Annotated in this window: 22 protein-coding genes; 10 read left to right on the top strand and 12 right to left on the bottom strand. The window is 64.5% G+C overall.

Features of this window, described 5'->3' with window-relative positions:
• Nucleotides 1-63: 63 nt before the first annotated feature.
• The 4 genes from HG549_RS14560 to HG549_RS14545 all read left to right on the top strand — a co-directional run bounded on the left by HG549_RS14560 (nt 64) and on the right by HG549_RS14545 (nt 4193).
• Nucleotides 64-537 carry a MarR family winged helix-turn-helix transcriptional regulator gene (locus tag HG549_RS14560; protein ID WP_170030207.1) on the top strand — a complete coding sequence of 158 codons (474 nt, stop codon included), beginning with the start codon at nt 64-66 and terminating at the stop codon, nt 535-537.
• A 30-nt stretch (nt 538-567) separates the two neighbouring features.
• The gene (locus HG549_RS14555; protein WP_170030206.1) at nt 568-1761 is read left to right on the top strand and encodes an HlyD family efflux transporter periplasmic adaptor subunit; all 1194 of its coding nucleotides are present in this window, start codon (nt 568-570) and stop codon (nt 1759-1761) included.
• Nucleotides 1758-3293 (top strand): DHA2 family efflux MFS transporter permease subunit, encoded by a 1536-nt coding sequence (locus HG549_RS14550; protein WP_170030205.1) that lies wholly within the window; start codon nt 1758-1760, stop codon nt 3291-3293. Before HG549_RS14555 ends, HG549_RS14550 begins: the two co-directional genes overlap by 4 nt.
• A 153-nt stretch (nt 3294-3446) precedes the next feature.
• A complete protein-coding gene (locus HG549_RS14545; protein ID WP_170030204.1) occupies nt 3447-4193 on the top strand; it encodes an SDR family oxidoreductase in 747 nt (248 codons plus the stop codon).
• Between the two features lie 7 nt (nt 4194-4200).
• Here HG549_RS14545 and HG549_RS14540 read toward each other — a convergent pair whose 3' ends face one another.
• From HG549_RS14540 to HG549_RS14520, 5 genes are all read right to left on the bottom strand, one after another.
• Nucleotides 4201-6267, bottom strand: coding sequence for a PAS domain-containing protein (locus tag HG549_RS14540; RefSeq protein ID WP_170030203.1), 2067 nt, complete (start codon nt 6265-6267; stop codon nt 4201-4203).
• A gap of 62 nt (nt 6268-6329) precedes the next feature.
• Nucleotides 6330-7985 carry a PAS domain-containing sensor histidine kinase gene (locus HG549_RS14535; protein WP_170030202.1) on the bottom strand — a complete coding sequence of 552 codons (1656 nt, stop codon included), beginning with the start codon at nt 7983-7985 and terminating at the stop codon, nt 6330-6332.
• 57 nt (nt 7986-8042) lie between these two features.
• Nucleotides 8043-9452, bottom strand: a complete 1410-nt coding sequence (gene mapR, locus HG549_RS14530) for a GntR family transcriptional regulator MpaR (RefSeq protein WP_170030201.1) — start codon at nt 9450-9452, stop codon at nt 8043-8045.
• Between the two features lie 50 nt (nt 9453-9502).
• On the bottom strand, nt 9503-10906 hold the full coding sequence (gene ccoG / locus HG549_RS14525) for a cytochrome c oxidase accessory protein CcoG (RefSeq protein ID WP_170030200.1): 1404 nt from the start codon (nt 10904-10906) through the stop codon (nt 9503-9505).
• 264 nt (nt 10907-11170) lie between these two features.
• Complete coding sequence (locus HG549_RS14520) at nt 11171-11410, bottom strand: DUF3203 family protein (RefSeq protein ID WP_170030199.1); 240 nt, start codon at nt 11408-11410, stop codon at nt 11171-11173.
• A gap of 183 nt (nt 11411-11593) precedes the next feature.
• Here HG549_RS14520 and HG549_RS14515 point away from each other — a divergent pair, with 183 nt between their 5' ends.
• Nucleotides 11594-12118 (top strand): MgtC/SapB family protein, encoded by a 525-nt coding sequence (locus HG549_RS14515; RefSeq protein WP_170030198.1) that lies wholly within the window; start codon nt 11594-11596, stop codon nt 12116-12118.
• 531 nt (nt 12119-12649) lie between these two features.
• On the opposite strand, the gene HG549_RS14510 is transcribed toward HG549_RS14515, so the two are convergent.
• The 3 genes from HG549_RS14510 to HG549_RS14500 all read right to left on the bottom strand — a co-directional run bounded on the left by HG549_RS14510 (nt 12650) and on the right by HG549_RS14500 (nt 14949).
• Nucleotides 12650-13549, bottom strand: coding sequence for a hydroxymethylglutaryl-CoA lyase (locus HG549_RS14510; RefSeq protein WP_170030197.1), 900 nt, complete (start codon nt 13547-13549; stop codon nt 12650-12652).
• A gap of 19 nt (nt 13550-13568) precedes the next feature.
• Complete coding sequence (locus tag HG549_RS14505; protein WP_013972930.1) at nt 13569-13967, bottom strand: MerR family DNA-binding transcriptional regulator; 399 nt, start codon at nt 13965-13967, stop codon at nt 13569-13571.
• Between the two features lie 103 nt (nt 13968-14070).
• Nucleotides 14071-14949: a helix-turn-helix domain-containing protein gene (locus HG549_RS14500; RefSeq protein WP_170030196.1), complete on the bottom strand. Its 879-nt coding sequence runs from the start codon at nt 14947-14949 to the stop codon at nt 14071-14073.
• A gap of 172 nt (nt 14950-15121) precedes the next feature.
• Between HG549_RS14500 and pobA the strand changes: the two genes are divergently transcribed.
• From pobA to HG549_RS14480, 4 genes are all read left to right on the top strand, one after another.
• The gene (pobA, locus tag HG549_RS14495; RefSeq protein ID WP_170030195.1) at nt 15122-16309 is read left to right on the top strand and encodes a 4-hydroxybenzoate 3-monooxygenase; all 1188 of its coding nucleotides are present in this window, start codon (nt 15122-15124) and stop codon (nt 16307-16309) included.
• Nucleotides 16310-16530: 221 nt separating this feature from the next.
• A complete protein-coding gene (ggt, locus tag HG549_RS14490; RefSeq protein ID WP_170030194.1) occupies nt 16531-18321 on the top strand; it encodes a gamma-glutamyltransferase in 1791 nt (596 codons plus the stop codon).
• Nucleotides 18322-18391: 70 nt separating this feature from the next.
• Complete coding sequence (locus tag HG549_RS14485) at nt 18392-19273, top strand: LysR substrate-binding domain-containing protein (RefSeq protein ID WP_170030193.1); 882 nt, start codon at nt 18392-18394, stop codon at nt 19271-19273.
• 192 nt (nt 19274-19465) lie between these two features.
• Entirely contained in the window at nt 19466-19702 is a 237-nt protein-coding gene (locus tag HG549_RS14480; protein ID WP_170030192.1) for a hypothetical protein, read from the top strand.
• 71 nt (nt 19703-19773) lie between these two features.
• Here HG549_RS14480 and HG549_RS14475 read toward each other — a convergent pair whose 3' ends face one another.
• From HG549_RS14475 to HG549_RS14460, 4 genes are all read right to left on the bottom strand, one after another.
• A complete protein-coding gene (locus tag HG549_RS14475) occupies nt 19774-20373 on the bottom strand; it encodes an START domain-containing protein (protein ID WP_170030191.1) in 600 nt (199 codons plus the stop codon).
• 88 nt (nt 20374-20461) lie between these two features.
• The gene (locus tag HG549_RS14470) at nt 20462-21298 is read right to left on the bottom strand and encodes a bifunctional allantoicase/(S)-ureidoglycine aminohydrolase (RefSeq protein ID WP_170030190.1); all 837 of its coding nucleotides are present in this window, start codon (nt 21296-21298) and stop codon (nt 20462-20464) included.
• Between the two features lie 136 nt (nt 21299-21434).
• Entirely contained in the window at nt 21435-22796 is a 1362-nt protein-coding gene (locus tag HG549_RS14465) for an LLM class flavin-dependent oxidoreductase (RefSeq protein WP_170030189.1), read from the bottom strand.
• Nucleotides 22797-22810: 14 nt separating this feature from the next.
• Nucleotides 22811-23791, bottom strand: coding sequence for an aliphatic sulfonate ABC transporter substrate-binding protein (locus HG549_RS14460; RefSeq protein WP_170030188.1), 981 nt, complete (start codon nt 23789-23791; stop codon nt 22811-22813).
• A 228-nt stretch (nt 23792-24019) separates the two neighbouring features.
• On the opposite strand from HG549_RS14460, the gene HG549_RS14455 reads away from it, so the two are divergent.
• The gene (locus HG549_RS14455; protein WP_170030187.1) at nt 24020-24691 is read left to right on the top strand and encodes a TetR/AcrR family transcriptional regulator; all 672 of its coding nucleotides are present in this window, start codon (nt 24020-24022) and stop codon (nt 24689-24691) included.
• Nucleotides 24692-24720: the final 29 nt, after the last annotated feature.

Genomic DNA, 24720 nt, shown 5'->3' with positions numbered 1-24720 from the left:
CAAGGCTTTGACATTCACTGCCTAAGCAGTAATATTTTTACACACTTACCCGAGCAGTCGCTGATGGCCCACTTCACCCCAGACAACTTCCAGACCTGCGCCATTGGCATGCTGCTTGGCCGTGCGGCAATCCTCAAGGACCGCATCCTCGACTGGCACCTCGAATCCGAAGGCGTCACCGCCGCACAGTTCAAGGTGCTGATCATCGTCACTCAGTACCAGGTGGATACCCCGGCCGAATTGTGCCGCTACCTGGGCCTGGACAGCGGTTCGATGACGCGCATGCTCGACCGCCTCGAGCAGAAGGAGCTGATCGTGCGCACCCGTTGCGCCGACGACCGTCGCCAGGTGCGCCTGGCCTTGACTGCCGACGGCCAGCGCCTGGCCGACCGGCTGCCGGAAATCGGCGCCGCCGCCATGAACGAGTTGTGCGGCGCGCTCGACGGCGAAGAGCTCAAAGCCCTGGAAGGCCTGTTGGCCAAGGTGTTGCTCGCTGCCGGCGACCCGTTGACGATCCGCCGCTTCGGTGATCGTTGAACCCTGTCACGAATTATCCAAGGTACTGTCATGGCCACTTCCGCAGACACCCCGTCTCCCTCCGCAACGCCCGAGCCCTCGCGCAAGCGCAAGGCCTGGCTGCTTGGCCTGTTGTTGCTGGTGATCCTGGCTGCCGCAGGCGCCTGGGCCTGGTACAGCCTGGTCGGGCGCTGGCACGAAAGCACCGACGATGCCTACGTCAACGGCAACGTGGTGGAAATCACCCCTTTGGTCAGTGGTACGGTCACCAGTATCGGCGCCGATGACGGCGACCTGGTACATGCCGGCCAGGTGCTGCTGCAGTTCGATCCGGCCGACAGCGAAGTGGCCTTGCAGTCCGCCGAAGCCAGGCTGGCGCGCAGCGTGCGCCAGGTGCGCGGCCTGTACAGCAACGTCGACTCGCTCAAGGCCCAGCTGGAAACCCGCCTGGCCGAACTGCGCAAGGCCCAGCAGGACTTCAACCGGCGCAAGGTGCTGGCCGACAGCGGCGCCATTGCCGCAGAAGAGTTGTCCCACGCCCGCGACGACTTGAGCGTGGCCCAGGCCGCCGTCAACAGCGCGCGCCAGCAGCTCAGCACCAGCAGCGCGCTGGTCGATGACACCGTGGTGTCCTCGCACCCCGAGGTGATGGCTGCCGCCGCCGACTTGCGTCAGGCGTACCTCGACCATGCCCGTACAACCCTGGTGGCACCGGTGACCGGCTACGTTGCCAAGCGTACCGTGCAGCTGGGCCAGCGCCTGCAGCCCGGCACCGCGACCATGGCGGTGATCCCACTGGACCAGGTGTGGATCGATGCCAACTTCAAGGAAACCCAACTGCGCGACATGCGCATTGGCCAGCCGGTGCAGATCAGCGCCGACCTGTATGGCAGCGAGGTCAAGTACAGCGGCACGGTCGACAGCCTTGGCGCCGGCACCGGCAGCGCCTTTGCCTTGTTGCCGGCGCAGAACGCCACCGGTAACTGGATCAAGATCGTCCAGCGGGTGCCGGTACGCATTCATCTCAGCCCCGACCAGCTCAAGCAACACCCGCTGCGTATCGGCCTGTCCACCGTGGTCGAGGTCGATCTGCACGACCAGAGCGGCCCGGCACTGGCCCAGCAGCCACCCCAGCAGGCCAGCTATACCACCCAGGTCTATGACCGTCAGCTGGTCGAAGCCGACAACCTGATCGCCCGGCTGATCCACGAGAACAGCGCAACCGGCAAGACGGCGCAGCGATGAGCAATACTGCTGCGGCCCAGTTCACCCCGCCAAGCCTGCTGCTGACCACCATCGGCCTGTCGCTGGCGACGTTCATGCAGGTGCTCGACACCACCATTGCCAACGTGGCCCTGCCGACCATTTCCGGCAACCTGGGGGTCAGCTACGAGCAGGGTACCTGGGTCATTACCTCGTTCGCGGTGAGCAACGCCATTGCCTTGCCGCTCACTGGCTGGCTCAGCCGGCGGTTTGGCGAAGTTAAGCTGTTCATCTGGGCCACACTGCTGTTCGTGCTGGCCTCGTTCCTGTGCGGGATTGCCCAGTCGATGCCGGAGCTGGTTGGCTTTCGCGTGCTGCAGGGGGTGGTGGCCGGGCCCTTGTACCCGATGACCCAGACCTTGCTGATTGCGGTGTACCCACCGGCCAAGCGCGGGATGGCCCTGGCGTTGCTGGCGATGGTGACCGTGGTGGCGCCGATTGCCGGGCCGATCCTCGGCGGCTGGATCACCGACAGCTACAGCTGGCCGTGGATTTTCTTCATCAACGTACCCATCGGCCTGTTCGCCGCCGCCGTGGTGCGCCAGCAGATGCGCAGCCGGCCGGTGGTCACCAGCCGCCAGCCGATGGACTACATCGGCCTGCTGACGCTGATCATTGGCGTCGGTGCCTTGCAGGTGGTGCTCGACAAAGGCAACGACCTGGACTGGTTCGAATCGTCGTTCATCGTCACCGGCAGCCTGATTTCGCTGGTGTTCCTGACGGTGTTCGTGATCTGGGAGCTGACCGACCGTCACCCGGTGGTGAACCTGCGCCTGTTCGTGCACCGCAACTTCCGGGTTGGCACCCTCGTGCTGGTCGGCGGTTATGCGGGGTTCTTCGGCATCAACCTGATCCTGCCGCAGTGGTTGCAGACGCAGATGGGCTATACCGCCACCTGGGCGGGCCTGGCGGTGGCGCCGATCGGCCTGCTGCCGGTGATGATGTCGCCGTTCGTGGGCAAGTACGCACACCGTTTCGACCTGCGTGTGCTGGCGGGCCTGGCATTTCTGGCGATCGGCGCCAGCTGCTACATGCGTGCCGGCTTCACCAATGAGGTGGACTTCCAGCACGTGGCGTTGGTGCAGCTGTTCATGGGCATCGGCGTGGCCTTGTTCTTCATGCCGACCTTGAGCATCCTGCTATCCGACCTGCCGCCGCAGCAGATTGCCGATGGCTCCGGGCTGGCGACCTTCCTGCGTACGCTGGGCGGGAGTTTTGCGGCGTCGTTGACCACCTGGATCTGGATTCGTCGAGCGGACCAGCACCATGCCTACCTGAGCGAACACATCAGCCAGTTCGACCCGGCGACGCGGCATACCCTCGAGCAGTTGGGCGGGGCCAGCCCGCAAAGCTATGCGCAGCTGGAGCAGATGCTGAACGGCCAGGCCTACATGATGTCGACGGTGGATTACTTCACCCTGATGACCTGGGTGTTTGCCGGGTTGATCCTGCTGGTGTGGTTTGCCAAGCCGCCCTTTACCGCCAAGGCGGGGCCGGCTTCCGCGGGGCATTGAAGCGACCGGGTGCCTGGCATGGGATGTTGGCTGGGGCGCAATCGAACGCCAGCCAACCGCTCGAGCCAGGCACCTGCCAGGCCCCGCCTTCTATTCCCATACCGTCCCTTTTCCCCTATTGTCGATCGTCCCTTCCCAACGATCGGCATATCCATGCAGAACGTCATCGTCATTACCGGTGCCAGCCGTGGCATCGGCGCCGCCACAGCGCTGCTGGCCGCCCGCCAGGGCTACCGCATCTGCATCAATTACCACGCTGACGATCAGGCTGCGGCAGACATCCTCGGCCAAGTCCGCGCCCTGGGCGCCGAGGCCATTGCCGTGCGGGCCGACGCCAGCGTCGAAGACGAGGTCATACAGCTGTTCCTGCGTGTCGACCAGGAACTCGGCCCGGTCACCGCGCTGGTCAACAATGCTGGCACCATCGGCCAGCAGAGCCGGGTCGAGGACATGTCCGAATTCCGCCTGCTCAAGGTCATGAAAACCAACATCGTCGGCCCCATGCTCTGCGCCAAGCACGCCTTGCTGCGCATGGCGCGCCGACACGGCGGCCAGGGTGGCGCCATCGTCAACGTGTCATCGGTGGCTGCACGCCTGGGCTCACCCAGTGAATACGTGGACTACGCCGCCTCCAAGGGCGCGCTCGATACCTTTACCATCGGCCTGGCCAAGGAAGTGGCAGGCGAGGGCGTGCGGGTCAATGGCGTTCGGCCAGGCTATATCCATACCGGGTTCCACGCGCTTTCCGGCGACCCCGAGCGGGTCAGCAAACTTGAGCCCGGCTTGCCCATGGGCCGCGGCGGGCGCCCCGAGGAAGTCGCCGAGGCCATCCTCTGGTTGCTCTCGGACAAGGCGTCGTACGCTACCGGCAGCTTCATCGACCTGGGCGGCGGGCGCTGAACCGCCGTCAACCGTCCAGCAGTGTGCGTATCCGCTCGGTCAGTACCTGCAGCTCGAACGGCTTGGTCAGCACCAGCGTGCCTTGTAGCAGCTGGCCGTCTCTGAGCGCCGCGCTTTCATCGTAGCCGGTGATGAACAGTACCTTGAGGTCGGGGTAGCGCTCGCGGCAACGTTCCGCCACCTGGCGACCATTCAGCCCTCCCGGCAGGCCGATATCGCTCAGCAACAGGTCTGGCCGCGCGCCGGTTTGCAGGTGGGCGAGGGCGGCCGGGCCGTTCTCGAAAGCATCGACCTGGTAGCCCAGCTCTTGCAGCACTTCGCAGACCACCACGCGCAAGGCGATCTGGTCTTCGATCAGCAGGATGCGTTGCGCCGCCGGGCTGGGTTTTTCCGGCGCCGTGCGCTGCGGCGTGGGCGCCGGTACTTCAGCTGGCTCATGGTGGCGGGGCAACAGCAGCTCGATGCGGGTCCCTTCGCCAAGCGTCGACAACAGCCGCAATTGCCCACCCGACTGGCGCACGAAACCGTAGGTCATCGACAAGCCCAGGCCAGTGCCCTGGCCCATCGGCTTGGTGGTGAAGAACGGGTCCACTGCACGCTGGGCCACCTCTGCCGACATGCCCTTGCCGTTGTCGCTGATGCTCAGCCGCACGTATTCACCGGCGGGCAGTTCCAGGGCGCGGGCGTGCTCGTCGTCCAGCAGCAGGTTGTCGCCATGGATATCGATCACGCCACCGTCAGGCATGGCATCGCGGGCATTGATGCAGACGTTGAGCAGGGCGCTTTCCAGTTGCGGCGGGTCGATGAACGTCGGCCACAGCTGGCAGGGAAAGCAGCTGGTAAGGTTGATGGACGGGCCGATGCTGCGGCGCAGCAGGTCTTCCATGCCAGCCACCAGCGTGGCCACCTGGGTGGAGCGGGGTTGCAGGGTTTGCTGGCGGGAAAACGCCAGCAGCCGGTGCACCAGCGCAGAAGCCCGTTGCGCCGAGCCACTGGACAATGCCAGCAACGGCTCCAGGCTGTCGAACCGCGACTGCTCCAGGTGCTGGCGCATCAGTTCCTGGGCACCCAGGATGCCGCCCAGCAGGTTGTTGAAGTCGTGGGCGATGCCACCGCTGAGCTGGCCTACTGCTTCCATTTTCTGCGCCTGGCGCAGGGCCTCCTCGGCCTTGGCCAGCCGCGCTTGTTCGTGCACCCGCTGGCTGATGTCATAGGCGAACAGATAGGCGCCCTGGATCTCGCCTTCATGGTCGCGCAGGGCGTTGAAGCGCAGCTCGTAATGGCGCTGCGCGGGTGCCTGGCCAAAGGCGCCGGTCTCGATGAACTGCTCGCCCTGCAGTGCGCGTTGCCACAGGGGCAGGATCGGCGTCTGCTCGGGCTGGCCGTCATCGATCAGCCCGGGCATGTAGTCGCCGATCTCCGGCGTTTGCCCGTACAGCAACTGGAAATCGTGCCTGGCCTGCCGATTGACCGCCAGCCAGCGCATGTCCTTGTCGATCACATGCACGTTGACCACGCTGTGATCGACCAGCTCGGCAAACAGCCTGCGCTCTGCCAGCGCAGTGCTTACCCGCTGCTCGAGTTCTTCGTTCAGGCGCTGCACGGCCTGCTCTGCCCGGCGCCGTTCGGTGACGTCCTTGAACAGCACGGCCACCTGGCGTTTCTCGGCGGGCTCCACGCGGAACGTGGTGATGGACAACACCCGCCCGGTAGCCACCAGTTCCTGTTCGAAATGCAGGGGTTCGCCGGTGCGCAGCACGGCGCCATAGCGCGCTGCCCAGTCATCGGCCTCGTCAGGCACCATTTCGCGCAGCTTCTGCCCGACCACATTGGCAATGCCGGCATGCTTGGTATAGGCCGCGTTGGCCAGCACGTGCACGTAGTCACTGAGCGGGCCGTGCGGGCCGTCGAAGAACTCGATGATGCAAAAGCCTTCGTCCATGGTGTCGAACAACCAGCGGTAGAAGTCCTGGCCGTGGTCCTGCTGGCTCGAAAGCTGTGCTTCCAACAACGCGTTCTGCCGTTGCAGGTCTTCGACTTGTTGACGCAGTGTGAGCAGGTCGCGATGAGGCATGTCGCTATCCGACAAAAGGTAACGCCCTGACTTTAGCGTGTTAACCCGCCGCCGAATAGCGTTCAGCGCGGCTGCGCGTGGGGGCCCAGCAGCTGGCCAATCCGTTCGCCAAGGGTTTGCAGGGTGAACGGCTTGGCCAACAGGGCGGTGCGCTGGCCAAGCCCGGCCTCGGGTAGTGCATCGGTCATTTCGTAACCGGTAATCAGCAGTACCGGGGCGTCTTTCACAAGCTTCTGATAAATCTCTGCCAGCTGATAGCCGTCGGTTCCTCCGGGCAGGCCGATATCCGCGACCAGCAAGTCTGGCGGTGGGCTCTGGCGCATCGCCTCGACGGCCTGTCGACCATCCTCCAGGGCCTGTACCTCGTGGCCCAGTTCGGTCAGCACCTCGACCAGCACCAGGCGCAGCGCCGGCTGGTCCTCTACCAGCATGATGCGCTGCCCGCGTGGGCCTGCGGATTCGCCATGGGCTGCGCCAGCCAGCGGGCTGTCCGCAACACCTGGGCGTTGGTGCCGGGGAAAGTACAGATGAACGCAGGTGCCTTGCCCGGCAATGCTGTCGATCAGCAACTGCCCACCAGACTGGCGAGCAAAGCCATAGGCCATCGACAAGCCCAGGCCGGTCCCCTGGCCCAGTGGCTTGGTGGTGAAGAACGGTTCGAGGGCGCGCTGCAGTACCGCACTGGGCATGCCCAGGCCGTTGTCCTCGACAGCAATGTGCAGATAGTGGCCTGGCGGCAGGTCCAGGCGCTTGGCCTCGGCCGCTGCGACATCGACGTTTGCACAGCTGATGCGCAGGTTACCGCCGCGTGGCATGGCGTCACGGGCGTTGATGCACAGGTTGAGCAAGACGCTTTCCAGCTGCTGCGGGTCGATACGGATCGGCCATTGCTCGGCCAGCGTCTGGTCCTGGAACTCGATGTGCGGGCCGGTCGAGCTGCGGATCAGGTCGTGCATGTCGGCAATCAGCTGGTGCACATCGACGGCTTGCGGCACGAGGGTCTGCTGGCGTGAAAAAGCCAGCAGGTGCTGCACCAGGGCAGTGGCGCGCAAGACGTTGTTGCGACTGAGTTCGAGCATCCGCGCGGTGTCAGCGAGGCGCTGCTGGCCCAGGCGTTGCCCGGCGAGTTCCAACGAGCCCAGCAAGCTGCCCAGCAGGTTGTTGAAGTCGTGTGCAATGCCCCCGGTCAACTGGCCGACGGCTTCCATTTTCTGCGAGTGGCGCAGTGCTTCCTCGGCCTGGCGCAGGCGCTCCTGGTTGGCCATGCGCTCGGTGATGTCATAGGCGAACATGTAGCCGCCCTGGATCCGCTGCTCAGCGTCGCGCCACGGGTGGTAGCGGATTTCGTAATGGCGCGGGGCGTCAGGCGGCCCGAGGGTAATGGTATCGATGAACGCTTCACCGGCCAGCACCCGTGGCCACACCGGTGCCAGGCGGCCCATGAGGTCGGGTTGGTTAAGCAGAAACTGCGGCACGTAGTCGCCAATCTGCGGCACAAAGCCACGATAACGCTCGAAGGTTTCCCGGGCCGTCCGGTTGATCGCCACCAGGCGCAACTTGCGGTCGGCGGCAAACACGTTGGCCCGGCTGTTGTCGAGCAATTCGCCCAGCAAGCGGTTGTGGGCCAGGGCGCCGTCGTCACGCTCGGCCAGGCGAGCCTCCAGTTCGGCGACACGCGCCTGCAGCTGCGCCAACGACGGGAGTGAATCTGGTTGCATGGCGAAGTCCCGGTGAGCGGATCGGGCAACTATAGTCGCCTACCGGGTCATCAGCCATCAGAACGAACGAATGATCCGCCCCAGGGTCTCCATGGCGCGTTCGGCGTCGTCATGCCAGGGGCTGCCGTAGTTCAGGCGGATGCAGTTGCCGAAACGCCGGGTGGGCGAGAAGATCGGCCCTGGAGCGATGCTGATGCCTTGGGCCAGGGCCATGTGGAACAGCTTCAGCGCATCCATCTGTTCGGGCAGCTCCAGCCACAGGAAGTAACCGCCGCAGGGCTGGCTGACCCGCGTCTGCGCCGGGAAATGCCGAGCGATGGCCGCCAGCATGTTGGCCTGCTGGCCTTCCAGGGCATAACGCAGCTTGCGCAGGTGGCGGTCGTAGCCGCCATGCTGCAGGTAGTCGGCAATGGCTGCCTGGGCCGGCATCGATGCACACAGCGAGGTCATCAGCTTCAGGCGCTCGATTTTTTGCGCAAAGCGCCCGGCGGCGACCCAACCGATACGGTAGCCCGGTGCCAGGCTCTTGGCGAACGAACCACAATGCATCACCAGGCCCTGGGTATCGAAAGCCTTGGCCGGTTTGGGGGCCTGCTGGGCGTAGTACAGCTCGGCATACACATCGTCTTCGATCAACGGTACCTGATGGCGCGTCAGCAGCTCCACCAGTGCCTGTTTTTTCGCTTCCGGCATGCTGGCACCCACCGGGTTCTGGAAATTGGTCATGCACCACACGGCTTTGACCGGGTGTTTTTCCAGGGTCTGCGCCAGCACGCCCAGGTCCATGCCTTCGCGCGGATGCACAGGTATTTCCACAGCCTTGAGCTTGAGCCGCTCCAGCACCTGCAGGCAGGCGTAGAACGCCGGTGCCTCGATGGCCACCAGGTCGCCGGGCTGGGTGACTGCCTGCAGGCACAGGTTCAGTGCTTCCAGCGCGCCGTTGGTGATCAGCAACTCTTCCATCGGCAACATCAGCCCGCCGACCATGTAGCGCAAGGCGATCTGCCGGCGCAGCTGCGGGTTGCCGGGCGACAGGTCGGTGACCACCATGCGCGGGTCCATGCTGCGGCTGGCGCTGGCCAGCGAACGCGACAGGCGTTGCAGCGGGAACAGCTCGGGGCTGGGGAAGGCCGAACCGAACGGCACGGTGTTGGGGTCCTTGATCGAGTCGAGGATCGAGAACACCAGCGCGCTGACGTCGACACTGGTGGACTCGCTGACCGGCTGCAAGGCCTGCGGCTCGCTGAACTGGCGTGGGGCGTAGGCGTTGACGAAGTAACCCGAACGCGGCCGTGCGCGGATCAGGCCGCGCCGCTCCAGCAGGTAGTAGGCCTGGAACACGGTGGACGGGCTGACCCCGTGGGTCTGGCTGGCATAGCGCACCGAGGGCACGCGCTGGCCGGGGCCCAGCACCCCGGAGCGAATCAGTTCGGCAATGTCATCGGCAAAGCGTTCGTAGCGTTTCATTCTGGCCTTCTGTCGAAGCCTGGCAGGCAAGGTGGGGTCAGTGTAAGGGATCAACGGTTCAGCGGTGCGACGAAGCGGCTGAGGGCTACACTGCGGATGGCCGGATCGTCGCGCTCGCTGATTTCGAAGCTCAGCGTCTGCGAGCTGCTGGCCGGGCGCTCGGTCAACAGCGCCACCGACACCGGCAGTTCGCTCATTTCGCCGGCCGCGAGGGTGAATGCGGTCTTGCCCTGCAAGCGCAAGCCATCGGCATCCAGCAGGCGCAACGCGTAGTGCTGCGGGCGGGCGGTCTTGTTGATGACCTTGAGCAGATAGATGTTCTCGATCTGGCCGAGGGCATTCTCGCGGAACAGGCTGCGGTCCTTGATCACGTCCAGCGATACCATTGGCCGCAGGTGCAAGGCCAGCACCAGTGCCGCAATCATCACCCCCAGGGCGGCGGCATAGCCCAACAGGCGCGGGCGCCACCAATGGGTGGTGCCACCTTGCAGGCTGTGTTCGGACTTGTAGCCGATCAGGCCACGGGCGTAGCCCATCTTGTCCATGACTGCGTCACAGGCGTCGATGCAGGCGGCACAACCGATGCAAGCCATCTGCAAACCGTCACGGATATCGATGCCGGTGGGGCATACCTGCACGCACAAGGTGCAATCGATGCAATCACCCAGGCCCTGCGCGCGGGCATCGCTGCCTTTCTTGCGCGCGCCACGGGCCTCGCCACGCCGCGGGTCATAGGCGACCGCCAGGGTGTCCTTGTCGAACATCACGCTCTGGAAGCGGGCATAGGGGCACATGTGCAGGCACACCGCTTCGCGCAGCAGGCCGGCGTTGAGGTAGGTGGCGGCGGTGAAGAAAAGTACCCAGAACAGCGCCACACCGCCCAGTTGCAAGGTGAACAGCTCTGCGGCCAGTGGGCGGATCGGGGTGAAATAGCCGACGAAGGTCAGGCCGGTGAGCAGGCCGATGGCCAACCACAGGCTGTGCTTCAGCGCGCGGCGGCCCAGTTTGTTCAGGCTCCAGGGGGCGGCGGCCAGCTTGATGCGCTGGTTGCGGTCACCCTCGGTGACCTTTTCGCACCACATGAACAACCAGGTCCAGGTGCTTTGCGGGCAGCTATAGCCGCACCACACGCGGCCGGCGTACACCGTGATGGCGAACAGGCCGAAGGCACAGATGATCAGCAGCGCCGACAACAGGATGAAGTCCTGCGGCCAGAAGGTGGCGGCAAAAATGTGGAACTTGCTGTTGCCCAGGTCCCAGAGCACGGCCTGGCGACCGTCCCAGTCCAGCCAGGCCGTGCCGAAAAACAGCAAGAACAGGGCGCCGGCGAAGCCGATGCGCAGGTTGCGGTACCGCCCGGAGAAGCTGCGGGTATGGATGCCGGTGTCGGTGCGTCGTGGCTGGGGGCTGGCTGGGGCAGTGGCGATCTCTGTGCAAAGGATTCTATCGGTCATGGCTCGGTGCTCATCAGGCCTCGATCAGGCGTGAACACTATGGCCTTGAGCCTGTTACCAGCACAGGCTCAGATTTTACGATAAAAACCGTATCAGATTGCCCGGCTTGCCCCGCCAGGCCCTAGGCTCTGTACGAAAAGCCTTGATACTTGTTCATGCTGCGTTGAAAACAGCCTCGGAATGCTCATGTACTCCAGTACACTCCGCTTCCTCGGCTGTTTTCGCCTTGCCTGACCTGCGTCTCAAGACTTTTCGTACAGAGGCCTAGATTACCGAGCCTGGCGCGCTGGCCTTCAGATGCCTGCGGCTATCCACTGCACCCGCGACGGTCAGCGCATCGGCCTCGGCCTCGGTGATTGGCACGCGCTGGCCGGCGAGCAGGGCTACCGACATGCGCAGTTGTTCATCGGTGATGATCTCGATGGCCGGGCCTTCGCCTTCGATGCGCAGATCCTCGCCGACGAGGGTGCAGCGGCGGGTGGTTGGGTCGATTTCAACGGGCATGGGGTGGTCCTCCTGCAGCGGTTAAAGGGTGGACCACGGAATCGGGCCGGTTGCTGCATCGGCAGGTTCAGCGGCACTTTGCCCTGGGTATGCTGGTCAATCATTGCAGATGCCAGGCCCGGCCTCTTCGCAGGTGAACCCGCGGGCCTGGTAACACCAAGCTCAGGCATGGGAACGACCGCGATGGATCTCATCTGGCAAGCAATCCAGGCCGAATTCGCCGATATCACCGACGCCCGCGAAGTCACGCAGATACTCGTGCGCCTGCTGATGGCCGCCTTGCTCGGTGCGGTGCTGGGCTTCGAGCGTGAACACAAGGGCAAGTCGGCTGGCGTGCGCACGCATATGCTGGTGTCGCTGGGGGCGGCACTGTTCGTGCTGGCGCCGAGCATGGCCGGAGCCGAGGAAGATGCCTTGAGCAGGGTGATCCAGGGTATCGTCGCCGGTATCGGCTTTCTTGGTGCAGGTACCATCTTGAAAGGTAACGGCCAGGACCCCAGCCATGTCAAAGGCCTGACGACGGCCGCCGGGTTATGGATGACTGCCGCCATCGGCACGGCCGCCGGCATGGGCCGCGAAGCCACGGCACTGATCAGCACGGTGCTGGCCCTGCTGGTGCTGGGCACGATGCCGTTGCTGGTAGAGAAGCTTGAAGGGCAGGATGAGAAAAAGCAGGAAGAGGAAGAGGAAGAGGGCAGGAAGCACTGAGGGGAGCCGAAGCTCCCCTCAAAGCGTTGTTGCCTGCTCTATTTTTATTATTGGGACCGGCCTGTTGTTGTTTTTGTCAGCCTGTCCGGGTGTTGCGGGCGACCCCCATTCGGGGTCAAGAGCAAACGTATTTTTTTGAGCGCTGACCTGCTTTCATCATGGCTGATCCGAACCTGGCTGCCGCTACCTTGAGGTAGTTTTATTGTTCTGTGCCAGACCGCGGGGCGTACCCCTGAAAAGCGTGTCGACTCCAAAAAAATCTGCTTGCTACGCCTCTGCCGTGTTGTTCTTGTTATGTCAGAGCCGTTACCTGTTGTTTTTATTGGGTGTCACGTTTTTTTTGTTGTTGTGCCAGAGATATAGCAGGGTGCGTGCCAACTTTTTAAATTCCTTCAAAAACAATCACTTAGTGATTTTCATCGGAATCGCCTGGCCTGAGATTTTGCCGATTTGTTTCCCTGTTACCCGATTTTTTGCTGTGAAACGTGGCGGCGGTAACACTTCACCCACATCGATGTGACACCCGTATGACTATCGTGCGCTGCACGCGCGTGCGACCCGCGACCCGTTGTCGCGGCCCAGCACAGCGCTGATGCGCTGGCCGGCAGCGATCAGCCGCTGCAGGTCGATGCCGGTTTCGATGCCCAGCCCCTGCAGCAGGTACACCACATCTTCGCTGGCGACGTTGCCAGTCGCGCCCTTGGCGTAAGGGCAACCGCCCAGCCCGGCGACCGAGCTGTCGAACACGCTGATGCCTTCGAGCAGGCTGGCATACACATTGGCCAAGGCCTGGCCGTAGGTGTCGTGGAAGTGCCCGGCCAGCCGCTCGCGCGGTACTTGTGCCGACACTGTGTCGAACAGGCGTCGGGTATCACCTGCGGTGCCGGTGCCGATGGTATCGCCCAGCGAGACCTCGTAGCAGCCCATGTCGTACAGGGCGCGAGCCACCGGCGCGACCTGGCCGGCATCGACCTTGCCTTCATAGGGGCAGCCAAGTACGCAGGAAACATAGCCCCGCACACGCACGCCGTGGTGACGGGCGGCTTCCATGATCGGCTCGAAGCGCTTGAGGCTGTCGCTGATCGAGCAATTGATGTTGCGCTGCGAGAAGGCTTCCGAAGCCGCGGCGAATACCGCCACTTCCTTTACCCCGGCAGCCAGGGCATCTTCGAAACCGCGCAGGTTGGGCGCCAGCGCGGCATAGGTGACACCCGGGCGTTGCTGGATACCGGCGAACACTTCTGCGGAACCGGCCATCTGCGGCACCCATTTGGGCGAGACGAAACTGCCCACCTCGATGTAGGCCAGGCCCGCCTCGGTAAGGTCATCCACCAGGCGTACCTTGTCGGCGACGCTGATGGGCTGGGCTTCGTTCTGCAGGCCGTCGCGAGGGCCGACTTCGACCAGGCGGACGTGTTTGGGCAAGGACATGGCGGGTTTCCTGTGGCTTTCAGCGGTTGTCTTTGTTGTTCAGGGTGGCGGCCAGGGCCTGTTCGCAGCGCTCCTGGGCGGTATCCAGTTCCAGTTGCATCTGGTGGATGTCGAGCATCTGCTGTTCCAGCTGGGCGCGGCGCTCGGCGATTTTCGCCAACATGCTGTTGAGCTGCTTGAGGTTGCCGCTGGACGGGTCGTACAGCTCGATCAGCTCACGGCATTCGGCCAGCGAAAAGCCGATGCGCTTGCCGCGCAGGATGAGCTTCAGGCTGACCTTGTCGCGCGCCGAATAGATACGTTCCAGGCCACGGCGTTCAGGGCTCAGCAGGCCCTGTTCTTCATAGAAGCGGATGGCGCGGGTGGTGATGTCCAGCTCGCGGGACAGGTCGGAAATGCTGTAGGTCTGGGTGCTCATGCTGGGGCTCGGCGTGGTGTATGCGGGTATCCTGACCGCAGCTTGACGTAAACGTCAAGCAGAGAGGGTGAGTGTGTTTATCGGCTGTAGCGGCGATAGCCAATCAGCCCAGCTGCACCGCCCGCCGATAGCCATTGGGCGTCTGCCCACTCAAGCGCTTGAACCAGCGGGCAAAGTAGGTCGGGTCGGTGAACCCCAGGCTATCCGACAATTGCCCGATGCTCATCCGCGTATAGACCAGGTTGCGCCGTGCCTCCAGCAGCAGCCGCTGGTGCACCACCTGCAGCGCCGTTTGCCCGCTCAGCGCCCGGCACAGCTGGTTCAGTTGCAGGCTGGGAATGTTCAGCCGGGTGGCAAACTCCTCCACCGACAGGTGCTCGCGGTAATGCGCCTCGACCAGGCGCAGATACTGCCCGAGCAAGTGCCGGTCCCGCTCATCCCGGTTGCGCGGTGCCTGCCCTGACTGCTGACGACGGCTGATCCACACCATCAGCGCCGTCACCAGGGCCTCGAGCAGTGCTGCGCGTCCCGGTGCGTTGCCCTGGTACTCCTGCTGCAGGGTGTCGATCAGGCTGCGCAGGCGTACACGGTCCTGGCCCAGCGGATAACACGCCGCTTTCGCCAGCACCGCCAGTGGTGCCTCCAGGCGCTGTTCCAGGTTCGCCACCAGCGCCGTACCGAAGGTCAGCACATGCCCCTGGATGTCGGCACTGAAGCGAAAGCCATGCACGGTCAGCGGCGGCACCACCTGGATCGCCGCTTCGCCGATGGTACTGCGTAGCCCCTCGATTTCCACCTCGGCCCGGCCGCGCTGCAGGTACAGCAGCTGGAACAGCTCGGCATGCTGGTGCGGCTTGATTTCCCAGTGGTGCAGGCGGCTACGCGCCGGGATCGACTCGCAGTGCAGCAGGTCGGTGCCGGGCCAAGCCTGGTTTTCTCCGTACAGCTTGAACAACGGAACACCGGGGAGCGGAGATTTCATGCGGGAGCGCCTGTCCGTTAATCGAACGTTATTTGTAAAAGTGCAGTTTTTGCATGGAATAGCACACTTCAGTGGCGGTTTTTGCCCGTAAAAATGCACAGGCAAACCCTAACAGCAGATGCCGCTCCGCTGCCAGTCCGGGGCCGGTATCGTCCGCACAGAGACAACAACAATGAACACTCAGGTTGCAATTATTGGTGCAGGCCCGTCTGGCCTGCTGCTCGGCCAGCTGCTGCACAATGCCGGGATCGATACGCTGATCGTCGAACGTCAGACCCCGGCATATGTACTGGGCCGCATCCGTGCCGGCGTGCTGGAGCAAGGTACGGTCGATCTGTTGCGCGAAGCCGGCGTAGCCGCGCGCATGGACCGCGAAGGCCTGGTCCATGAAGGCGTCGAGCTGCTGGTCGGCGGGCGCCGCCAGCGCCTGGATCTCAAGGCCCTCACCGGCGGCAAGACGGTGATGGTGTACGGCCAGACCGAAGTCACCCGTGACCTGATGCAGGCACGTGAGGCCAGTGGGGCGCCGATCATCTACGCGGCGAGCAATGTCCAGCCGCATGAGCTCAAGGGCGAGCGGCCCTACCTGACGTACGAAAAGGACGGCCAGGTCCATCGGGTGGACTGTGACTACATCGCCGGCTGTGACGGCTTCCACGGCGTCTCGCGGCAAAGCATTCCCGACGGCGTGCTGAAGCACTACGAGCGGGTCTACCCGTTCGGCTGGCTGGGCCTGCTGGCCGATACCCCGCCAGTCAATCACGAGCTGATCTACGCGCACCACGCGCGCGGGTTCGTGCTGTGCAGCCAGCGCTCGCCGACCCGCAGCCGCTACTACCTGCAAGTGCCGCTGGACGAGCAGGTGGAGGCGTGGTCCGACGAGCGCTTCTGGAACGAGCTCAAAGCGCGGCTGCCCGAAGACGTGGCGGCGCGCCTGGTGACTGGCCCAGCCCTGGAGAAGAGCATCGCGCCGCTGCGCAGCCTGGTGGTCGAGCCGATGCAGTACGGTCGCCTGTTCCTGGTCGGTGATGCCGCGCACATCGTCCCGCCGACCGGGGCCAAGGGCCTGAACCTGGCGGCCTCGGACGTCAACTACCTGTACCGCATCCTGCTCAAGGTGTATCGCGAGGGGCGCACCGACCTGCTGCAGCAATATTCGCCGCTGGCCCTGCGCCGGGTGTGGAAGGGTGAACGCTTCAGCTGGTTCATGACCCAGCTGCTGCATGATTTCGGCAACCACAAGGACGCGTGGGACCAGAAGATGCAGGAGGCCGACCGCGAATACTTCCTGACTTCGCCGGCGGGGTTGGTGAATATTGCCGAGAACTATGTCGGCCTGCCATTCGAGGAAGTTGCCTGAAGCCCAGTGCCGGCAGTCTGTCCTCGTCGCCGGCACGCCAGCTGCCACCCAGGTACTGGGTGAACCGCAGGGCCTGAGTGCAACCCTGTGGCTGGCTTGCCGGCGATCATGGGCGAAGCCCGCGCCTGATTGCCAGCAGGCAAAAAAACGCCAGGGCTTGCAGTCAAGTTTGCCTATGCCCGACAGTGCCGTGCTGAACAGCTAATGGCAGGAAGCAAACAATGACATTCTACAAGTCCCTGACGGGCACCCTGTGCCTGCTGGCTGCCAGTGGTTGGGCCTGTGCCGACCCGGTGCTGCCCGCGCCACCCGAACTGGCCTCTGGCTACCGCACTGGCCTGCAGCCGGTGCACGCCAGCCGGCACATGGTGGCTGCCGCCAATCCACTGGCCAGCGAGGCGGGGCGAGCGATGCTGCGTGCCGGTGGCAGCGCCATCGACGCGGCCATCGCCATGCAGATGGTGCTGACCCTGGTCGAGCCGCAATCCAGTGGTATTGGTGGCGGGGCGTTCATCCTGTACTGGGACGGCCAGCGGGTGCAGGCCTACGATGGCCGCGAGACGGCCCCGGCGGCGGTGTCGGAAAATCTGTTCCTGCAAGCCGACGGCTCACCGATGCCCTTCCGGGCCGCGCAGATCGGCGGGCGTTCGGTGGGGGTGCCCGGCGTCCTGCGGGCGTTGCAACTGGCCCATGCGCAACACGGCAAGCTACCCTGGCGTGAGCTGTTCAGCCCGGCGATCAGGTTGGCGCGCAACGGTTTCCCGGTTTCCGAACGCCTTCATGCCCTGGTGGCGAGCGACCCGTTCATTGCTCAGTCAGCGGCCATGGCCCGCTACTTCCTGGATGAGCACGGCAAGCCGCTGGCGGTCGGCACGACCTTGCGCAACCCTGAACTGGCGCACACCTTCGAGCAGATTGCCGCGCATGGCGCCGAGGCGTTCTACACCGGCGCAATCGCCGAAGCCATGGTGGCCAGGGTGCGCAGCCATGCCAACCGCGGCTACCTGTCGTTGCAGGACCTGCAGCAGTACCAGGCCAAGGTGCGCGAGCCGGTCTGCGGCCCCTACAAGGCCTGGCGCATCTGCGGCATGCCACCGCCGTCGTCGGGCGGGGTGGCGGTGCTGCAGACCCTGGGCATTCTCGAAGCGTTGCAGCGGGCTTCGCCGTCACGCGACCTTGCCGCCATGCGGCCGTTGCCCAGCTCATCTGCGGCCGGGCTGGAGGCGCCGGCGTTGGCCGTGCACCTGGTGGCCGAGGCCGAGCGCCTGGCCTATGCCGACCGTGCCCAGTACCTGGCCGACAGTGATTATGTGCCGGTCCCGGTGAAGGCCTTGACCGACCCCGCCTATCTGGCCGCCCGCGCCGCACACGTCGGCCAATACAGCATGAAGCGCGCCCGCCCTGGCCAGCCGCAGGGCGCCGACCTGGCGATGGCCCCCGACCGCTCGCCACTTCGCATTGCCACCTCGCACCTCAGCGCGGTGGATGACCACGGCCAGGCGCTGGCCATGACCACTTCCGTGGAAGCGGCGTTCGGCGCGCACCTGATGGTCAAGGGCTTTCTGCTCAACAATCACCTGACCGACTTCTCGTTCATTGCACAGGAGCAGGGCAAGCCTGTGGCCAACCGGGTGCAACCGGGCAAGCGGCCGCTGTCGTCCATGGCGCCGACCCTGGTGTTCTCGCGGGCCTCTGGCGAGCTGGTGGCCAGCCTTGGCTCGCCCGGCGGCTCGCAGATCATCGGTTACGTCAACAAGGCGCTGGTCGGCCTGCTGGATTGGCAGCTTGACCCGCAGCAGGCCGCAGGCCTGCCCAACTTCGGTAGCCGCAATGCCGCCACCGAAGTGGAGGCGGGGCTGGCCAGCCCGGCGCTGATCCGCCAGCTGGCGGCCTGGGGGCATGCGCTGACGCCGATGACCATGACCAGCGGCATGCAGATCATCCAGCGCAGCGGCGATGGCTGGTCGGGCGGTGCCGACCCCCGGCGCGAAGGCGTGGCACTGGGCGACTAGTGGTGCGCGTTGCGGTGCGGGGAGGGGCGTGATAGAAAACAGCCTTGCCATTCAAAAGTTGAATACCAGGATGTCTACTGGCGTGAAATCGAATAGGGCGCTGTTCGACCTCGACCTGCTGCGTGCAATCGTGGTGGTGGCCGATTGTGGCAGTTTCACCACGGCTGCGGCCCGCCTGCATTCGACCCAATCGACCATCAGCCAGAAAGTGCGGCGCCTCGAGGACATGGTTGGCCATCGCCTGCTGGTGCGGGGCAATCGGGATGTGTTGCCGACCGACGCCGGGCAGACCTTGCTCGGCTATGCCCGGCACATGCTGGCCCTGAACGACCAGATGCTCGAAGCCCTGGCCGGGGCGATGGTCGGGGTGACCGTACGCCTGGGGGTGCCCGAGGACTTCGTCGGCGGGCGCACCACCAACGCGCTGTCGGCATTCAGCAGGCGCAACCCGCAGGTAAAGCTGGAAGTGACCAGCGGCCTGTGCCGCGACCTCAGCCAGGCCTACGACAACGGTGAACTCGACTTGGTGCTGCTCAAGCAGCGGCGCAACGCCCGCGAGGGCGTGGCTTGCTGGCCGGAGCGCCTGCAATGGATCGACAGCGCGCGCACGCCGGCCTTCGAGCTGGACCCGATCCCGCTGGTGACCTTCCCGCCACGGGGCCTGTACCGCGACGATATGATCAACGCCATCGAGGGCATCGGCCGCCGCTGGCGCATCAGCTTCACCAGCTCGAGCCTCAGCGGCATCCAGGCTGCGGTGGCCGACGGCATGGGCATCAGCCTGCTGCCACCGCGGGCGGCGACCGGCGAGCACCGGGTGCTGGGGGCAGGCCAGGGGCTGCCGGAGGTCGACAGCTACGAAATCGTCATCGTCCACCGGCCGACCGCGGATGTCATGGTCAAGGCCCTGGCCGAAGTGATGACGCAATTGTTGGCGGGTGGCGGCATCTGAGCGCTGCAACTGCGCTAGCGGGGTTCGGTGACGCGGCGATTGCCTTGGGACTATGACTGCTGCCTCGATCGTTCCCACAAGGCAGGTGCGGGTTTCTGATTGATTCGCGGGGAATCTGGCTAAAGCCATCCAGACTGGGCGGAACATAGGATCTGCTGCGCAACCCCCCTTTGATCTCATTCCGGAGACCCTATGAAAAAGATTGCATTCATAATCTTGCTGGCCGCCGCAGGCCTGGTTCAGGTAGCCCATGGCAACGAGCCTGAAGATGCGGATACTGCTGTCAGCGAAACAACTGCAGCGTCTACCGAGCAGCCTGAAGCCCGGCGCCGGACCATCCGCAGCATTGGCGTGCCAAGCACACCCTGCCCTGACGGCACCTACCCGACTGAAGCCGGTCATTGCAACCCGTCCTTCGAGTTTGACTGACGCCCGGGCTTTCTGGCGGGCGGCTCTCCGGCAAGCATTTGCCGGGGCGCTTGACTACCGCGAAGTGGGCCTCATGGCTGACGCTCGGCCACGGCCCGCAGGGTTCTGAGGGTTACCACCGGCGCATCCACCACGAACCGATTGGCCAGCCAACCCGGCACATCCCCTGCCGGGTCGGCTTGCAACTGGTAGATCACCTCGGTCTTGCGCTTGCCCAGCGGCTTCATGATCCATTCGCCCGACAAGTGCTGCACGCGGATCAGCCCGGGCTCTTCGGGCAAACGGCCCGGCTCGGCGCTGAGGTGCCGCACCAAGGTACCGTCGTCAAGCCGCTCGGTGGTCACCTTCAGCACGATGTCGCGCGGCATTGTCGGCCATGGCAGGTCGGTGGTCAGGTACACCCAGGTATCGGCACCGTTCACTTCCAGCAGGCGCATCTGGGCGCAGGCATACAGCCATTTGCAGGCGACTCGCAGGTTCTCCTGCAGGTCGGTGAGCGTGCGCAGGCTGGCTTGCATGGTACTGACACCACGGAATTGCTGGTACGGCGAATCGGCAACGCCACTCAGGTACACGCGAATGCCTTCGCGGTCGTAGGCCAGGTTCCAGTCATCGGCGGCCGGGGCGTGGGCGCAGAGCAGCAGGGCGGCGAGCAGCAGGCAGCGGTTCATGACAGGCACCGCGCAAGGACGGGGTTCCAGTATGCGCGGCAGACACAAAGCCCGCCAGATTGGCGGGCTTGTGGGCATCAGCCGGAGCTTAGCGCTTGGGGTTCAGCGTCAGGTGCACGTGGCGGTTCACATCCTTGTACAGCAGGTAGCTGAACTTGCCTGGGCCACCGGCGTAGCAGGCTTGCGGGCAGAACGCGCGCAGCCACATGAAGTCGCCGGCCTCCACTTCGACCCAGTCCTGGTTCAGGCGGTATACCGCCTTGCCTTCGAGCACGTACAGGCCGTGCTCCATCACGTGGGTTTCAGCAAACGGAATCACACCGCCCGGCTGGAAGGTGACGATGTTCACGTGCATGTCATGGCGCATGTCGGCCATGTCGACGAAGCGGGTGGTGACCCAGCGGCCTTCGGTGCCCGGCATTTCGATGACGGTGGCGTTGTCGCGGTGGGTGACGAAGGACTCCGGAACGTCGAGGCCCTCGACCTTCTGGTAATGCTTGCGCAGCCAGTGGAAGGTGACGTTGGCCTTGCTGTTGTTGCGCAGGCTCCACTCGGCGCCCGGGGCCAGGAAGGCATAGCCGCCCGGTACCAGGGTGTGGTGCTTGCCTTCGACGGTGATGTCCAGTTCGCCTTCGACGATGAACACCACGGCTTCGGCGTTCGGGTCCAGCTCAGGGCGCTCGCTGCCGCCTTCCGGGGCGACTTCGACGATGTACTGCGAGAAGGTCTCGGCAAAACCGGTCAGCGGGCGGGCGATGACCCACATGCGCATCTTGTCCCAGAACGGCAGGTGGCTGGTGACGATGTCACGCATCACGCCCTTGGGGATGACGGCATAGGCTTCGGTGAACATGGCACGGTCAGTCAGCAGCTCGGTTTGAGCCGGGTGCCCACCGTGGGGGGCGAAGTAGGAATGGTTCGACATGGACGATCTCGACTTGTTGTTCTCTCCCCATGCCGTGAACCGCACCGGCCGGTGCGGCGCAGGGGATGTGGCGACAGAATAGGGGCGAGTGCGTGCCATCCACAAATTAAATGTTGGAATACCCGGTATTTGTTAGCTAAATGCTTACCTGGCGGCCTGCGTGCGCTTCCGGCAGACGGTCACCCTGGCCGAACAGCTTGTGCCGCAAGCTGCCCTCGGCGTAGCTCAGCGGATAGCGGCCACGGCGCTGCAACTCGGGCACCAGCAACTCGACCACCTGGGCGAGGTCGTCCGGTTGCACGGCGTAGGTCAGGTTGAAACCGTCGATACCGGTCTGCTCCAGCCAGGTTTCCAACTGGTCGGCGACTTCGCTGGCAGCGCCGACCAGCACCGGGCCACGGCCACCCAGGCCGATGAACTCGGCGGCCTCGCGCACGCTCCAGCGGCGGTTTGGGTCGGCGGCAGTAAAGGCGGCCAGGGCGGCGCGGCCGGCATCGTTGTCGACGTATTCGATGGGCGCATCGGGGTCGAGGCCGGCGAAGTCGATGCCGGTCCAGCCCGACAGCAGCGCCAGGGCGGCGTCCAGGTCCACATAACGGCGGTATTCGGCGAAGCGTGCCTCGGCTTGTTCCCGGGTGGGCGCGACAATCACCAACGCCTGGGCGTAGATCAGTACTGCGTCACGCTCACGCCCGACGGCCTCGCTGGCCTGGCGGATGCCGTCGACGTAGCGGCGCAGCACCGTGGGTGTCGGCCCGCTGATGAACACGCACTCGGCGTGCCGCGCCGCGAACTGCTGGCCGCGCGCCGAGGCGCCGGCCTGGAACAGCACCGGCGTGCGTTGGGGCGACGGCTGGCACAGGTGCATGCCGGGCACCTGGAAATGCTCGCCGGCATGCTTGATAGGGCGCACCCGGGAGGGCTCGATGTAGCGCCCGCTGTCACGCTCCAGCAGCACGGCATCGTCGTCCCAGCTCTTTTCCCAGAGTTTGTACAACACCTGCAGGTACTCCTCCGCCAGGTCGTAGCGCTGGTCATGGCCCAGCTGCTGCGCCAGGCCCAGGTTCCTGGCGGCGCTGTCGAGGTAGCCGGTGACGATGTTCCAGCCGACCCGGCCATTGCTCAGGTGGTCGAGCGTGGACATGCGCCGGGCGAACGGGTAGGGGTGTTCGTAGGTAAGCGAAAAGGTAACGCCAAAACCCAGGTGTTCGGTAACCCCGGCCATGGCCGGCACCAGCAGCAACGGGTCGTTGACCGGTACCTGCACGCCGCCGCGCAGGGCGGCTTCGGGGCCGCCCTGGTATACGTCGTAGATGCCCAGCACATCGGCAATGAACAGGGCGTCGAACAGGCCGCGTTCGAGCAGGCGGGCCAGGTCGGTCCAGTAGTCCAGGCGGTTGAAGGCCACACTGGTGTTGCGCGGGTGACGCCACAGGCCGGGCGACTGGTGGCTGGCGGCGTTCATGCTGAAGGCGTTGAAGCGGATCGGGCGGGGCATGCTGGAGGCTCCGTTCAAGGCAACACGGAAGCCGGGTAGACCGCGTCGGCCACCTGCAGCTTGCGCGGAATCAGGCCCAGGCCCTGGAAGGTATCGGCCAGCTTCTGCTGCTCGGCAACGATCTGCGGGGTGATCGCCACGGCGTTGTAGTTGCGGCGTTCGCTGGCCACTTGCAGCACGCTGGCGCTGATCCCCAGTTGGGGGGCCAGCAGCGCGGCGACTTCGCCAGGCTTGGCATTGGCCCACTGGCTGACCTTGCCCAGTTCGCTGAAGAAGGTTTTCAGCAGGTCGCGGTGCTGGTCGGCGAAGCTGGCGGTGGACAGGTAGAAGGTGCGGTTGTTGGACAGGCCGCTGCCATCGCGCAGGTTTTTCAGGCCTGGCTGGCTTTCTGCCGCAGCCAGGAACGGGTCCCACAGGGTCACGGCCTGGACGCTGCCTGATTGCAGGGCGGCCACGGCATCGGCGGCGTTGTTGACGTAGGCCGGGGTGATGTCACGGTAGCTGAGGCCGGCCTGCTCCAGGGCAACCGCGAGCAGGTACTGGGCATTCCAGCCGCGACCTGTGGCGACGCGCTTGCCCTTGAGGTCCTGGACGCTGGCCAGGTGGTCCTGCTCGCGCACCACCAGGCCGATGCCACGTGGGTAGGGTTGCTCGGCAGCCAGGTACACCACCGGCTTGCCTGCGGCCTGGGCGAACACCGAGGGGGCGTCGGCGGCATGGCCAAGGTCGATGGCGCCGGTGCTCAGCGCTTCGAGCAGTTGCGGGCCGGCGGCGAACTCATGCCAGCTGACGGTCACGCCTTGCGGTGCCAGGGCCTTCTCCAGGGCGCCGCTGCCCTTGAGGATGTTGATGCTGTTGAACTTCTGGTAGCCGATGCGCAGGGTCCTGGTGTCGTCGGCCAGGGCTTGCGACCAGGGCAACAGGGTGCTGACGACACTGGCCAGCAAGCCGCCGAGCAACAGGCGGCGCAGGGGAGAGAAAGCACGGGCGGGCATGGGCGTGGCTCCTTGGATCGGTTGGGAAGCGATGCAACCAGACTAAGGAGGTGGCGTTTGGCTTTCAATTTTTATATTCCATTTAATTAGATCATTTAGGCATGTCTATATCGTTTTGTTTTATGTCGATCGGTCCACGCCAGCAGGCACTCCATCAACAGCGTGCTTCCCTGCGTGGCCGCGCTCACGGATAATCCGCTCAATCCAATAAGCAGCCTGTGAGTGGGTATGAGTGATTCCGTAGTCAGCCTCGGCCAGCCTGAAATCGAAGGGGGGCGCAAGACGCGCAAGAACAACCCCGAGAAAACGCGTGAGGACATCCTTCAGGCCGCCATCAACGAGTTCGTCCAGCAAGGGCTGGCCGGTGCCCGTGTTGACGCCATCGCCGAACGCACCGCCACCTCCAAGCGCATGATCTACTACTACTTCGGCAGCAAGGAGCAGCTGTACTGCGAATGCCTGGTCAAGTTGTACGGGGATATTCGCAAGACCGAGCAAAGCCTGGACCTGGAGTCGCTGCCGGCCGAGCAGGCGATCCGCCGGCTGGTGGAGTTCACTTTCGATCACCACGACCGCAACGTCGACTTCGTGCGGATCATCTGTACCGAGAACATCCACTATGGCGAGTACGTGAAGCAGTCGCCGGCGATCCGCGAAATGAGCAGCCTGGTGCTCGAGGCCCTGGGCAATACCCTGCGCCGGGGTGTCGAGGAAGGTGTGTTCCGCGCCGGCATCGAGGTCATCGACCTGCACATGCTGATGAGTTCGTTCTGCTTCTACCGGGTATCGAATCGCCATACCTTTGGCGAGATCTTCCAGATCGACCTCTCCGCTGACGAGGTCAAGCAGCGCCACAAAGCCATGATCTGTGATGCAGTGCTGCGCTATATCCGCGCCTGATCGGTATTTTCTGAATGCCTGGGCGGGCC

Source organism: Pseudomonas sp. SK (genome assembly GCF_012975065.1).
GTDB lineage: Bacteria > Pseudomonadota > Gammaproteobacteria > Pseudomonadales > Pseudomonadaceae > Aquipseudomonas > Aquipseudomonas anuradhapurensis.
The sequence above is the reverse complement of the archived record's forward strand: the minus strand, read 5'-3'. Positions and strand labels throughout refer to the sequence as shown.